Source organism: Microcoleus vaginatus PCC 9802 (assembly GCA_022701275.1).
Classification (GTDB): Bacteria; Cyanobacteriota; Cyanobacteriia; order Cyanobacteriales; family Microcoleaceae; genus Microcoleus; species Microcoleus vaginatus_A.
Map to the genome: position 1 here is coordinate 1,087,850 of CP031740.1, position 13,936 is coordinate 1,101,785.

Below are 13,936 nucleotides of genomic sequence, written 5' to 3' on the forward strand. Positions count from 1 at the left end.
AGAAGTAAGTCGGCCTTATGCAAAAATTTCAGCAGCCAGGTAAAAAATAAAAATTTTTGCATTCGTAATTTTTCTTGACTTGTGCCTTCTGCCTTGCCTTGTAAGCTGACAATCTAAATCAAAAGTTTAAAATTATACCATGCTTCCCTTTATCCGAAAAGACTTAGCCGAACTTACCGCATACACTCCCCATCCGGGGGGCGCGTCAGGAGAATCAGCGCACTCGGAAAGTGTACTCGATCGCCTTGATACCAACGAATGCCCCTACGACTTGCCAGAGGAATTAAAAAAAAAGCTAGCTTGGACTTACCAGCAGTTAATTGAGACAAATCGCTATCCCGACGGAGGCCACGCAGCCCTCAAAGAGGATCTCGCCGAATACGTCAATGAATCCCTAAATGTCCCCGCCCTTAACAAGGCGGGACTAGGGGGGATTACACTGCCCAAAACCGCCATTACAGCCGACAATATTTCTGTGGGCAACGGTTCCGACGAACTAATTAGATCCATCTTAATAGCTACTTGTTTAGGCGGTACCGGCTCTATTTTGGTAGCAAATCCCACCTTTTCGATGTATGGAATAATCGCCCAAACCCTCGGCATTCCCGTTGTGAGTGTTCGGCGGAAAGAGGAGAATTTTGAAATCGATATCGAGGCGGCTAAAAGGGCGATCGACCAAAATCCAAATCCCCCCGTGCGCGCCGTCTTTGTTGTTCATCCCAATTCCCCTACAGCCAATGCTTTGACAACCGATGAAATAGAATGGTTGTCAACTTTACCCGAAGAGATATTAGTAGTAATTGACGAAGCCTATTTTGAATTCAGCCAAAATACTTTAGCCGACCAATTGCACAACCACCCGAATTGGATAATTTTACGCACATTTTCCAAAGCATTTCGACTGGCATCAATGAGAGTCGGATATGCGATCGCCCATCCCGAACTCACAGCCACCTTAGAAAAAATCCGTCTCCCCTACAACCTACCCAGTTTCTCGCAAACTGCAGCCGAGTTAGCCTTAGCGCAGCGACAGTTATTGCTAGCAACCATTCCCGAAACTCTATCAGAAAGATCCAAAGTAATTGCAGCGCTAACTCAGCATCAAAAATTGCAAGTTTGGCCGAGTGCGGCTAACTTCGTTTACCTGCGGGTGAAAGCTGGCGAGGGCGAATCTGCCGAACAGGAACACAGACAAATCATGCAGCAGCTAAAAGAGGGAGGTACTTTAATTAGGCATACTGGAGGAGGTTTGCGGATTACGGTGGGTAGCCCGGACGAAAATCAGCGAACAGTCGATCGAATCGCAGCGATTTTGAATTGACAAAACCCCTTAAAAATGGTATGAGTTCAAGCAAATTACCATGCCATTTTTAATTATCAATCTGTCGCGCCGCCCGAAGGGTTTGGGGAAATACGCCTACTAAAAGTGCCAAAGCTTCATCGGGAATTTGTGCGACCGTTGCCGAATCCAAATATTGTTCAAACTGAGTTAAAACCATTTGTGCGCGTTCCAAAGCTGCCGGCTTTGCCGTTAACTGTTCCATTAACCGCACCCACTGCCGTCGAATTCCAAAAGCTTTCTGTATTTCTTCGGGAGATTGAGGGCAAACCAAACAAAAATCGCCCACGGGAATCGCCTGCTGAGTTTCAACCTCAAAAGCGCCCCCAACGGCAGCCCCAGGCCCGGCAAACTCCGCGTGGAAACGTTTAATCAAAATTAGGCCGTTCCGGCGACGGCTATCTACCATCAACAGCTTACCGCTGTTGATTTCTGCGAGAATGTCAGAGGAGTGGGGGTGTTCTGTCAAATCTGTGCCAAGGTTTCGATGTCGCAAGTCCGGGTCAGCAGAAAGGCCGGCACGGGCAATATAATTAGAGGTAAGATTAGAGCTGGATGAAGTATCAATTTTTTTCTCATCCCGCTGCCGATCGAGATTATTCATTTAAAGTTATAAATTAATACTGTCACAAGGTGGTAGTTTGAGCGCGATCGAATATCAAATGCAGGTAGAACAAGCAGTAGACACCCTAAAAGCGGATCTCCCGACGCTGTTTGAGAAAGACATCTCCTACGACATCTACACAAAAGATGTTTATTTTCAAGACCCTGTTAACAAATTTAAAGGAAAAATCAACTATCGCATTATCTTTTGGACTCTGCGATTTCACGGGCAGCTATTCTTTAACGAGATTTACTTCGACCTGCACGACGTAGGTCAGACAGCCCATGATACTATTGTGGCAAATTGGACTGTTCGCGGGACACTGCGGGTTCCCTGGAAAGCTCGGATTTTTTTTAACGGCTACTCTACTTATAAACTGGATAAAGACGGCTTAATTTACAAACATATCGACACCTGGGACAGAGAGCCCGGAGAGATTTTAAAGCAGTTTTTCCGCAAGGGGGAGGAGGCGAGCCAAGTATAAGCTAAAAAGGTCGATCGCGCCGAGCCATCAGGGCCGGCAACCCAAATAACTTATAATGAGGAAAATAATCATCATCCCTCCGATTCATTTTCTGCTATTTGTAAATTGCTAAAATGATCGTCGCCCCAGATTTATTTTCTGCTATTTGCACTCCTGAAAAACATCATGCCAGATATTGTCGAGACTGCCACCAATGCCGGCTCTTTCAAAACCCTCGTGACTGTTATTGAAGCGGCTGGTTTGTTAGATTTATTGCAAAGTCCGGGCCCCTACACCGTCTTAGCACCAACTGACGAGGCATTTGCCAAAATTCCTACGAACACTATTACGTCGTGGCTCGAAGACATACCCAAGCTCAAGAAAATTCTGACTTATCACATTATGTTTGGCGAGGTTCTAACTGAGAATTTGCTTGAGTTAAGTTCGGCTGAAACAGTGGAAGGTTCTGTGGTGGGAATTGATACTTCTGACGGCATTAAAGTGAATGATGCTAAAGTTCTCACTTCAGATATTCTTGCCGACAATGGCGTCATTCATATCATTGATTCGGTGTTACTACCAGCAATGGTTGCAGGAGAATAAAACTTGTGTTTTCGCTGATAAATTTCGGGTGCGCCTAGCGCACCTGATGCCTATAATAAATTCTAATAAATTTAGAATACGCAGGGCAAATCACCGATAAATGTAGGCGCGCACCTTACTGCTATAAATGTCGGGCGCGCACCTTACTGCTATAAATGTAGGCGTACGGGGAGCAGATTACGCTACATTTTAAACTAATTATCCGAACCTAAAATCAAGCCAGAGCGTGCCGGCAGCATCAATTCTAACTGCCGAGTTTCCCCTTCACCTTTCCAAACAAACTCGCCTTTTCCATACAGCAATTTCTCGTGAGAAGATTTCAAATTAGCTGGCTCAAAGCTAATATTAGCTGCTTCGGTCGCGACATTGACAGCAACAACTATTTCCTCATCCCCCAAAATTCTGGCAAAAACGTACACCGGTCCCTCAGCAAAAAGAATTTGGTACGATCCAGTACGGAGGGCAGCGTATTTGTGCCGCAAAGCTATCAACTGCTTGTGATAATCTAAAACCTCAATTTCCCAGTCAGCTTCTAAGGGAAAACCGCGGCGGGAATCGGGGTCTAGAGCACCGGGCAAACCAACTTCATCGCCGTAGTAAATGCTGGGAGCTCCAGGAAAAGTTAACAGCAGCAAAGTAGCGAGTTCGACGCTAGCTTTATCGCCTCCAGCAATTGACAGCAACCTAGCTGTATCGTGACTGGCTAACAAGTTGAGTTGAGTTAGCTGTATTTCCCAAGGATATAATTCCAAAACGTGCTGAATTTTGTCGCCGTACTCTTTAGCCAAAAGTGCCGGATAGGGGTAATAAGAACGACCTTCCAGTTGAGCTAAATCTACCCTGTCGCCCGCTGCAAAAGCAATCGTCGGCGCAGCAAAAAGATAATTCATTACCCCGTCAAATTGAGTACCGTCGAGCCATTCTCTCGCATCTTCCCAAACTTCGCCGACAATGTAAGCTTCGGGATTAATTGCTTTCACTCGGTCTCGAAATTCCTGCCAAAAGCCCGGGGTTTTAATTTCAAAAGGAACATCGAGCCGCCAGCCGTCGATGCCGAATTTAATCCAATATTCGGCGATTTCCATGATGTATTCTCGGACTTCTGGATTGTCGTGATTGAATTCAGGAAGTGCTCGATTCCCGTCCCAACCGGCATAGTTAGCAGGAAAATTGCCGTCGTAGGCGGATAGCGGCCAGCCTTCAATTTTAAACCAATCCACCCAAGGAGAATGGGGGCCGTTTTCGAGGATGTCGTGAAAGAAGAAAAAGCCGCGGCTGGCGTGGTTGAATACGCCGTCGAGGACAACTTTGATATTGCGATCGTGGGCGGCGTCTAGAAGGTCTTTAAAAGCTGGATTGCCACCCAACATCGGATCGACTTGATAGTAGTCGTGGGTATGGTAGCGGTGATTGCTGGCCGACTGAAATATTGGGGTGAAGTAAATTGCGTTAATGCCTATGTCTTGCAAGTAATCTAGTTGTTCCATCACGCCCCACAAGTCGCCGCCTTTGTAGCCTTGCAGGGTGGGGATTGCGTGCCATTCTTCCCACTTGAAGTTTTGCAGCAGGCGTTTGCGAGGCTGTTTGCTTTTGGCGAAGCGATCGGGAAATATTTGGTAGAATACCGCGTGTTTAACCCAGTCCGGCGTTTGAATTTGCATACATTTTTTCTAGCTTTTAGGGGTTAGGCTACAGTAGCAGAGGTTTGTAGGGGATCTAGCTTTTGGTAGAGAATAGACATTTTATCCAATTTTGTCGATCGACAAATTGTAAAATATTACACAAATTTGCAGTCAATATAAGATTGAAAACTGAGTCTACCTAGAAATGTTATCGTCCCGACGGGCGACGCTTCCTGAGTGCTGTGGAGTCGGACAAACTCAGATAACAGGAACGCCGGCAAAAAAAACCGGATCAAATTCAAGCAGAACCAGAGCGCACTTTGGGGTCATACAGAGAGTCCGCGGGCGTGGCGGTGCGATCGCGACCTGCCTTGAACAACAACAACAGCGCCATGAGCCGGGAGCGATAAATTGCCAAAACGGGGAATTTACCCAAAAAACTTGTTATTAACAGCCAAAACCCAGAACCTTATTCTGTTGTTAAACTGCCCTTATTGATTGAGGGGTATTTTAACTCACAACTCCCAACTTTTATAAATATTCATTATTGATTGAGGGGTATTTTAACTCACAACTCAAAAGCCATAACTCCAGCCCCGGCAACACTCCAACTCTTCTAAACCGGGGTTTTTAACTCTTATTGAGGGTTTGAAGAAGTATTTGGATTAAACAACCCGGTTTCTGTGTAAGCGACTCAACTCAAAACTCAAAACTCAAAACTTCCTTGCTCCCCCCCCTTGTCAAGAAGCCCTCACCATCCGACACTGTACTTGGAGAGTTAATCGACCCTAGGGAGAAAGTTCCTTGAAAAAAGTTTTAGCCATCATCCTCGGTGGCGGTGTAGGCACCCGCCTTTACCCCCTAACCAAACTGCGAGCCAAACCCGCAGTTCCCCTCGCAGGCAAATATCGCCTCATCGATATTCCTGTCAGCAACTGCATCAACTCCGAAATAGTCAAAATCTACGTCCTCACCCAATTCAACTCGGCATCCCTCAACCGTCACATCTCTCGCACCTACCAGTTTTCCGGCTTCACCGAGGGATTTGTCGAGGTACTCGCCGCCCAGCAAACTCAGGAAAACCCCAACTGGTTTCAAGGGACAGCCGACGCAGTTCGCCAATATCTCTCGCTGCTAGAACAGTGGGACGTTGATGAATACTTGATTCTCTCTGGCGACCACCTCTACCGCATGGACTACCAGAAGTTTGTGCAGAGACACCGCGAAACCAACGCCGATATCACCCTCTCGGTTTTGCCAATGGACGAGAAGCGGGCCTCGGATTTTGGTTTGATGAAAATCGACGACAAGGGCCGCATTGTTTCTTTCAGTGAAAAGCCAAAAGGCGATGCGCTCAAACAAATGCAGGTGGATACTACTACACTGGGACTGACACCGCAGCAGGCTCAGGAAAGTCCTTACATTGCTTCAATGGGGATTTACGTCTTCAAAAAAGAAGTTCTGATTAAACTCCTGAAAGAATCTCCCAACCAAACTGATTTTGGTAAAGAGATTATTCCGGCTTCTGCAAAAGACCACAATGTTCAAGCTTATTTGTTTGACGATTACTGGGAAGATATCGGAACCATTGAGGCTTTTTACGATGCTAACATGGCTCTAACAAAGCAGCCTCAGCCGCCTTTCAGTTTCTACGATGAAAATGCGCCGATTTACACTCGCCCGCGTTTCTTGCCGCCGACTAAGCTTTTAGATACTCACGTGACTGAATCGATTATTGCGGAAGGCTGCATTCTCAAACAGTGCCGGATCGACCATTCTGTGCTGGGAGTTCGATCGCGCATTGAAGCTGGATGTACGATTCAAGACACTCTAGTCATGGGTGCGGACTTCTACGAACCCGACGCCGAAAGGCATTCGAGTTTGGGCACCGGCGGCGTCGCCCTCGGTATCGGTGCAGATACTACAATTCGCCGCGCGATTGTGGATAAAAATGCCCGCATCGGCCGCAACGTTCAAATAATTAATAAAGACCGAGTGGAAGAAGCCAACCGCGAAAACCAAGGTTTTTACATCCGCAGCGGCATTATCGTAGTTCTGAAAAATGCCACGATTCCTGATGGAACTATCATTTAGTTATTAGTCATTAGTCATTAGTCGTCAGTCATTAGTTTTTTAAGTTAAAATCTGTTACCTCTGAGCAAGTGACTGATGATAAATAAGTAAATTAGTGACAGATCACCAATGACCGATGACTGATGACTGATGACAAAATTAATTCTTTTTTTGTTGATTATTAATTCCCACCGCTGATGCGAGGTGGTCGAAATACTGGGCTTTATTCCAAGGCTCGCGCATTATTAATAAGCGACAGTCTCTGTTACTGTCTGCCGTGATACAGATATGTCCGCTCGCCTGCGTCTGGCGAATAGCTTCTGATTCTTGTATTTTCGATCGTAGCACGACTGACAAATGCGCTGCCCGTTTCTGAGTACAACACAACTCTCGGAACTATCTTTCCAATCGTCACAGCAGCCGCAAGGCCAACTTAGCAAATAATTCATAATGTTAGCACCCTGGTAGCGGTAAAAGCTTATTGTTCTACTATCCTATCTTAATGTTTTATAAAAGTGTGTGATGTAGCTAACAGACAGGGGAGAAATTATGTTATATTACTTTGACTTAAATCTCTTCCGAGGTTGTAAAAATAAAATTCTCTAGCACGGGTCTGGGGTGAATAAAAAATATCTAGAAATTTTGTAGAAGAATGGCGCAATTTAGGGTATTATATAGTCACAATTCAGAAACCAGATTTGACCGGACTTGCTGATAAAAACCTGCTAAGGTTGAGATTGGATGATAAAGCTCATATCGAGAAGTTCGATCGCACGGCGCCCCGGAAAAAAAGAGCAAAAAAAAATCGCTCGTCCGCGCCAGTCAACCCTCCTGGGCTCGCGCCCGCAACAGCAGCAGCTTTCCCCGCCTCACCTTAACCGGGCTGCCGCCTCCCGAACGCCCTTTGCCTCCTAAGTCCCCAAAAGTTTTCACCGCAGGAGTTTCACCGTCTCAACGCTCACAGGTATAGCAACTGCCTATAGGGTAAAGACGTTCTTAATTGATGAAAGCATTGTTTTTGCTGTCGAATGCCAAAAGCATTTCTAGAGGCGGCTGCTCCGGCGCCCTTCAGCACGAGAGAGGCGAATGCTATAAAATCTTAAACAGCAGCGGAGTGCGGAAATTGCGATCGTCCCGCAAGCAACAACCGAACTCGATCGAGTCCAAACCTTTGATAACCTATAATTTGAATGAGATGCTGCAGGCACTTCGGCTCCTGGCATTATACTAATGCGCCATCCTGCGGCTAATTTGGGATTTATTCTTTCTAACAACTAACAACTAACAAATAACAACTAATAAAGAGGGGATTGCTTAATGGCTGCAACAGATTTTAAAGACTATTACGCTATTTTGGGACTCAACAAAACTTCCAGTTCTGACGAAATTAAAAAAACTTTCCGCAAACTAGCCCGCAAATATCACCCGGACATGAACCCCGGCAACAAAGAAGCCGAAGCTCGTTTTAAAGAAGTAAACGAAGCTTACGAAGTCCTCTCAGACCCTGAAAAACGCAAAAAATACGACCAATACGGTCAATACTGGAAGCAAGCTGCCACAACTCCAGGCGGATGGCCCGGCGGGGGCAGTACGAATGTAGACTTTGGCGGGGTTGACTTCAGCGAGTACGGCAGTTTTGACGAATTTATCAATGCCTTGCTAGGCCGCGCAGGTAGTAGTCCGGGTAGTGGCCGCAACGCTAAGTGGAATTACAGTAACTACCGCACCAGCAGCGGCGGGCCCACAGGTTTTGGCGGATTTGAAGATTTCGCAGGGTACGAAAACCGCACCGCTGGAAGCTCTCTCGACACCGAGGTCGCCATTTCCCTGACTCTGGGGGAAGCATTTCGGGGAACTTCTAAGCGAGTCGCCACGGGCGAAGTTTCGATTCCAGCAGGAGTGAAAACCGGCAGCAAAATTAGGATAAAAGGCAAAGGTCAAGTTGACCCGTACACGAAGCAGCAGGGAGATTTGTACCTAAAATTAGAAGTTGTGCCTCATGCTTTCTTCCAGTTTGAGGGAGAAAATTTGGTCTGCGAAGTACCCATAACTCCAGACGAAGCGGTGTTGGGAGCTTCAATTGAAGTGCCGGTGCCTGAAGGTATGATCACTGTGAAAGTTCCAGCCGGGATTCGTTCGGGTCAGGCTTTGAGGTTGCGGGGCAAAGGATGGCCGAAACCCAAGAAAAACGAGCGGACGGATTTGTTGGTAAAAATTGCGATCGTGCCACCGAAAGAACTCACCTCTCTCGAACGCGAGTCCTACGAGAAAATCCAAGCCAATCGTACTTTTAATCCTCGCAGTAATCTCAATCAGATGCTGCTTTGAAAAAGCGTGCATTTCTCGGACGCAAATAAGATTCTTTCTTCACTATTTCCTCGGGACACAGCATTGTTGTGTCCCTACTGTATGCAAGCGCGATCTCATTTGAAAAAAACCCTGTTAATAAATCAACTTTTCTTCGCCCGTAATTGGCAGTTTCCAACCTTCTCAAGACTCTTCGCTAGCTCTTAGCTGAGTAGGTTGACTACCTTGTTTGAGGTTGATGGTAATTTTTTTAGCTCCTTTGTTCTCCAGATCTCGGATGTAGCCGGTCGATCTGTCAGAAGCTTCCTGTCTGCTGTCATAGGGCCCAAAGCAGTAGGTACGCTTTGGCGAATCTGTATCAACTTCTACCCACCATTCGTCGCGTCGAGTGCTGCTAGCAGGTTGAGCTAGCATCCAAAAAGCCGTGAAAAACATACCCAACATAGAGATTTCAAACATATTTACCTCTGGGGATACTTAAGTAGTTTTTAGTATTCTCAATTTATCAAGGCAACGGGAGCGCTCGGCTCGTCCTCAGTGCTGATTTAGCCCCGATTATTTTTGGTCGTTAATGCTGGCTAAAATCTGCATTTTGGTGGAGAAGATGCCGACTTTTAAGCCAGCACTACAAATACAAAGTCCGCCGAGTAAGGACTAAGACAAGATCGTGCTTAATATTATTGTTGAGGCTTGAGGTAATTGAAAACTCAAACAAAACTTAGGCACTCTTGACGCTCAGAAACCGGGTTATTTAACAGATACCCCTCGTGATAGACGGAGTATTTTAGTCAAAAAACCCGGTTTCTGGCGTCTGGACTATCAAAATTCTTAAGCCGCAATACCCTCTGAGAATTCACTATCGCAAATCGTGAGTTCCGAAGGCTGACACCGTTTGATGCGGATGCTAAGTCTTTTGGCTCCCTCGCTTTCGAGGTCTTCGACGTAGCCCGGAATATTGCTGGAGGCTTCTTTGTCGGTGTCGAAGGGGCCAAAATAGTAGGTACAGTGAGGCAAATCTGTGACAATTTCTACCCACCATTTCTCGGGCCTGCGGGTGCTTGGTCCAGCAAACACGGACAAGACTGCGATGTAGATACAAAATAAATAAAATCCGAACATTTTTCCTCTTTTGGGGTTATTTATTTTCTATAGGACTTACGCCCTCGCGACTCTCATCAACCGGGTTGTTCAAATCCTGGCGATCGCCCTTTACCAGAGAACTTAGTCCTTCAAACCCGGTTTCTGGGTTGAGGACAATCTAACTTTATCAAGATAATTTATGCGAGCGCATCAACCTGAGTGCTGATTTTGAGGCGAAAATAGAATCCCAGTGAATCAACTATTTTGATTTAAATTTAAGCTTGAGGGTGCGCTAGGAGTGGCCACCCCACAAGAGTTTAAGTACGCAGTAGTTGATTAATTAAATGCGCGACAACTTAGTTCTGTAAATACGCCGGAAATAGCATTTCTTGGCTAGATGAGGTATGAAATCAAACTTAAGAAGCTTGGCAACACCGATTTCGGTGTACCGAATTTTTGTCATAAAGGCTATAGCGCGACCTTACCCTAGCAGCGCGACAGCTTAACAACTGTCGCTAAAATAGCAAAACCCGCCTGGGCGGGTTTTGTTGTTAAGCTATAAAATTCCTCAAACAAGTTTCATTTGGCCACCTCAGCAGGCTGAGGTTTAGCGCTTGCCTTTGGGGAACTGTTCGATACCAGCCCAACCGTAGAAAACCAGCTCGTCGTTCTGAACTCGGCAGCGGTCTACTCGCAGTTGAGTGCCTTCTAAGGCAAATTTGTCTAAGTCTAGCAAGTTATTTACGTGGGCAATTATAGCTTGACCCAAGTCTATTGCTTGCCCGTCACCGCCGTAAGTAACGCTGACAAATTGGATTTTGCGTCGGTCTTCTACTTGCAATTGAGCTGTAATATCTATTTTGACGGGTTCGCTGGCATCGCCTACGGTAATTTCGGACTGAAGCCGAATGGATTTGTCGGCTCCGAAGCTGACTTCAGTGTTTTGAAAGTGCAGAGATTGCTCTTGGTACTTCAGCTTCTGGAGTTTTTCAACTACAAAAGGTGTATTGAATGAGGTGGTTAAATCCGATCGACTTAAGACTACTCGCATATTTGCCTGGGTAGGCTGTCGCAATTTGACTTGACCTGCAAAAATCGCCCCAAAATCAATGGAGAGTGCTTGCAGGTAGAGTTCCATCACTTCTATGCGGAGGCCGTTGTACATCAACATACCTTTGCCAACAAAGTCGAAACCGTCGATGCTTCCCTGCAAGAGTTTGGCTACTGGTTCGACTCGGATGTTGGCTTCGGCCTTTTCAGAACGCTTGAATAAGGCTGCGATCGCAGCTCCTGCTACTTTACTAACAAGGCGATCGCCACTTTGACCTTGAAAGGATGTACCGCTAAACAAAGCTGCTACCATTTATTCGTTTGCTCGTCTACAGTCGCCATTATAACCCCATATTAAGAAATGTAAAAATCGCTTGTGCTTATTCACCTCATAAGCAGATCTTGTTTTTTGTCTGTCTTCAAAACAACATTGTTGAAATTTAACGGCTCAGGGGGGTGCCTTGGAGACAGGCGCGATCGAGCAACGCTCCATCCCAAAGGGTTTGTTCGATCATGGCGCAAAGCAAATTAGCGCCCGTCAGGTTAGCGCCGCGCAGTACGGCTCCATTCAGGATCGCTTCTTCCAAGTCAGCTCCTGACAAATCAGCGCCGGACAAATTGGCATTGCTCAAATCGGCGGAGTGCAAAATTGCCCGAGCCAAAGCAGCGCCCCGCAAATCAGCGCCCCGCAAATCGACACCGCTCAAATCCAAATTGCCGATGGATGCCCCCGTCAAAAAAGCACCCCCAAAACTTGCGTCGCGGACTAAAGCGTTAGCGAAGGAAGCTCCCCGCAAATCGGCATTCCGAAAATCTGCGCCTCGCAAGTCAGCGCCGCTCAAGTCAGCGCCGCGGAGGTTGGCTCGCAATACGGCCCGCTGCAAGTTAGCGCCGGCGAGATTAGCTCCACTCAAGTTGGCTTGAGACAAGTTAGCACCGCCGAGATCGGCTCCCGCTAAGTCTTGGCCGGCTAAATCAGTACCGGCCAACATCAAAATTTTGCCTTTTCGTATGGCTTCGAGGTCATTAGTCATTAGTTTTTAGTCATCAGTCATTGGTCATTAGTCATTAGCCCACAGACAGGCTCCTGCTACAACTCCCAGTGGTAGGGTACGCTTAGCAAGCACAGGCTGATTTTTTGTAGTGTTGGAAAAGATTTTGTGCTGAGTTTTAAATGCCCAATACTTGGGCTAGGCACTTCAGCTACGCTCAGCACAAGCTCTGTACAAGTTCCCAATTACCAATTACCGATCGCCCATTACCAATCCAGTTATTTTATAATGCCGGAGCGGTCGCGGTCGTTCGATCGCCCAAATCCTCCAACCACACGTTAGGCAGTTGGCTCGGGCGAGTTGGTAACTGCATCAAACCCATTTCTGCCAGTCTGACGACGTTGCTGAGAGTTTCCACCAAAGCCGGATCGAAGCGAGTGCCAGACAGTTCGCGGCACTGTTCCAAAGCTTCGCTCAAACTCAAAGCCGGACGATCGCCACGCGGTTGAGTCAATTCTTGAAAATCAGCGACCAGCCCCAAAATCCGCGAAGCAACGGGTATGGTTTCGGCTCGCAAACCCTCTGGCCTGCCGCTGCCGTCCCAATATTCGAGTTGGTGCTTGACAATTTCCGCCACAGGTGATAGTTCCGGCATTGCTTGCAGCAGTTGCGAACCAATGAAACTGCGATCGCGCCAAAATGAGAAAGTTGCTTGGTCAAAAGCATCGGGAGTGCGATCGAACACCTCATTCGGGGCAGAAACTAAGCCGACTCGAAATAGCAATCCAGCCAGCCGCAGCCTCCGCAACTGCAAAGCCGGCAAATCCAGGAGTTGACCCAAAGTTTCCGACAAAGCCGCCACCTGCAAAGACGCTGTAGGATTTGAGGTATCGCGTTCGTCCACGCGCTGGGCCATACGCAGAAAAGCTTGAAGTTTGTTAGCGTTCAAATTGCGGCTGACGCGCAAAGCTTGACCTTCCAATTCCCACAACTCGCGGGTTTGGCGGTTAATTGCTACCATTTGCTGCTGAGAACTTTGCAGGTAAGTGACTATCCGCGATACCACGCCACTAATGTCGGCCAAGGGCGGGCCAATGGTAGCCAGGATTTCGTGGTACATTTCCAGCAAACTGTCGGCCAGGGGAGAGTTGTAATGTCGCGTCTGTTCTATAAAAATTTCTGCAGCAGCCGACACCAAAGACTGGTCAAACGACCACAAACCGTAGAACTTTCGTTCTGTATCTACTTCAGGCTTGCCCTCGGGCAAGTATTCCTGGGCTGAAAGTTCGCGGCAAAGCACCATTGCTTTGTATGTCGGGGCGACGATGATTAAATTCCATTCTTCGATTATGGGGTCGTTCTCATCGAGATTTATTAAAGATACATTTTCTAATTGCCCGGTTTTGTGAGTAGCGAAACCGCTGTCGGCTACTGCACCTATGACAACGTGCCGAGAGGCATTAGCAATATCTAGGTAGCGATCGGCTTCCTGTAAATACCATTTACCCTGCTGAAACGTTACCAAAACTAATGGTTGGAGTTCGCTCTTGTCCCCGCCACTGGTTTGCAAAATGTGGTCTTCTAGGGCGTGACATAGGGCTACAAGGGTGTTTTTGAAGTATACCCCGTAGCTAGAAGGCAGTTTTCCATCGGGAAGCGTAGCTTGTAGTCTAGCGAGAGTTGATTCTGGATTCATTGCAAAAAGCGGTGCCGGCTCTTACTTATTGTAGCGGGCGATTGAACTTCTAGAAAAGACTTTGGGCAAAAATGCGAGTTTTTGACTTTTCACCGCTTCGCAACCGA

13 protein-coding genes are annotated in these 13,936 nt (G+C 46.9%); 6 read left to right on the top strand and 7 right to left on the bottom strand.

Going from position 1 to position 13,936, the window contains the following annotated elements; translation table 11 throughout:
* Nucleotides 1-139 precede the first annotated feature (139 nt).
* Complete coding sequence (locus tag D0A34_04660; GenBank protein ID UNU18251.1) at nt 140-1,321, top strand: histidinol-phosphate transaminase; 1,182 nt, start codon at nt 140-142, stop codon at nt 1,319-1,321.
* Nucleotides 1,322-1,370: 49 nt separating this feature from the next.
* Here D0A34_04660 and D0A34_04665 read toward each other — a convergent pair whose 3' ends face one another.
* Nucleotides 1,371-1,835 carry a hypothetical protein gene (locus tag D0A34_04665; protein UNU22171.1) on the bottom strand — a complete coding sequence of 155 codons (465 nt, stop codon included), beginning with the start codon at nt 1,833-1,835 and terminating at the stop codon, nt 1,371-1,373.
* A 154-nt stretch (nt 1,836-1,989) separates the two neighbouring features.
* Here D0A34_04665 and D0A34_04670 point away from each other — a divergent pair, with 154 nt between their 5' ends.
* Entirely contained in the window at nt 1,990-2,427 is a 438-nt protein-coding gene (locus D0A34_04670) for a DUF2358 domain-containing protein (protein ID UNU22172.1), read from the top strand.
* 165 nt (nt 2,428-2,592) lie between these two features.
* The gene (locus D0A34_04675; GenBank protein UNU18252.1) at nt 2,593-3,009 is read left to right on the top strand and encodes a fasciclin domain-containing protein; all 417 of its coding nucleotides are present in this window, start codon (nt 2,593-2,595) and stop codon (nt 3,007-3,009) included.
* Nucleotides 3,010-3,203: 194 nt separating this feature from the next.
* Here the strand turns inward: D0A34_04675 and D0A34_04680 are convergent, their stop codons facing one another.
* Complete coding sequence (locus tag D0A34_04680) at nt 3,204-4,670, bottom strand: alpha-amylase (protein UNU18253.1); 1,467 nt, start codon at nt 4,668-4,670, stop codon at nt 3,204-3,206.
* Between the two features lie 765 nt (nt 4,671-5,435).
* Between D0A34_04680 and D0A34_04685 the strand changes: the two genes are divergently transcribed.
* The 3 genes from D0A34_04685 (at nt 5,436) to D0A34_04695 (ending at nt 9,032) form a co-directional block, all read left to right on the top strand.
* Entirely contained in the window at nt 5,436-6,725 is a 1,290-nt protein-coding gene (locus D0A34_04685; protein ID UNU18254.1) for a glucose-1-phosphate adenylyltransferase, read from the top strand.
* A gap of 982 nt (nt 6,726-7,707) precedes the next feature.
* Nucleotides 7,708-7,935 (top strand): hypothetical protein, encoded by a 228-nt coding sequence (locus tag D0A34_04690; GenBank protein UNU18255.1) that lies wholly within the window; start codon nt 7,708-7,710, stop codon nt 7,933-7,935.
* 86 nt (nt 7,936-8,021) lie between these two features.
* The gene (locus D0A34_04695; GenBank protein ID UNU18256.1) at nt 8,022-9,032 is read left to right on the top strand and encodes a J domain-containing protein; all 1,011 of its coding nucleotides are present in this window, start codon (nt 8,022-8,024) and stop codon (nt 9,030-9,032) included.
* A 162-nt stretch (nt 9,033-9,194) separates the two neighbouring features.
* Here D0A34_04695 and D0A34_04700 read toward each other — a convergent pair whose 3' ends face one another.
* The 5 genes from D0A34_04700 to D0A34_04720 form a co-directional block, all read right to left on the bottom strand.
* Nucleotides 9,195-9,470: a DUF1816 domain-containing protein gene (locus D0A34_04700; protein UNU18257.1), complete on the bottom strand. Its 276-nt coding sequence runs from the start codon at nt 9,468-9,470 to the stop codon at nt 9,195-9,197.
* Nucleotides 9,471-9,839: 369 nt separating this feature from the next.
* Complete coding sequence (locus tag D0A34_04705) at nt 9,840-10,130, bottom strand: DUF1816 domain-containing protein (GenBank protein UNU18258.1); 291 nt, start codon at nt 10,128-10,130, stop codon at nt 9,840-9,842.
* 568 nt (nt 10,131-10,698) lie between these two features.
* A complete protein-coding gene (locus D0A34_04710; GenBank protein ID UNU18259.1) occupies nt 10,699-11,454 on the bottom strand; it encodes a DUF2993 domain-containing protein in 756 nt (251 codons plus the stop codon).
* Between the two features lie 127 nt (nt 11,455-11,581).
* A complete protein-coding gene (locus D0A34_04715; GenBank protein ID UNU18260.1) occupies nt 11,582-12,175 on the bottom strand; it encodes a pentapeptide repeat-containing protein in 594 nt (197 codons plus the stop codon).
* Between the two features lie 241 nt (nt 12,176-12,416).
* Nucleotides 12,417-13,829 carry a histidine kinase gene (locus D0A34_04720; protein UNU18261.1) on the bottom strand — a complete coding sequence of 471 codons (1,413 nt, stop codon included), beginning with the start codon at nt 13,827-13,829 and terminating at the stop codon, nt 12,417-12,419.
* Nucleotides 13,830-13,936: the final 107 nt, after the last annotated feature.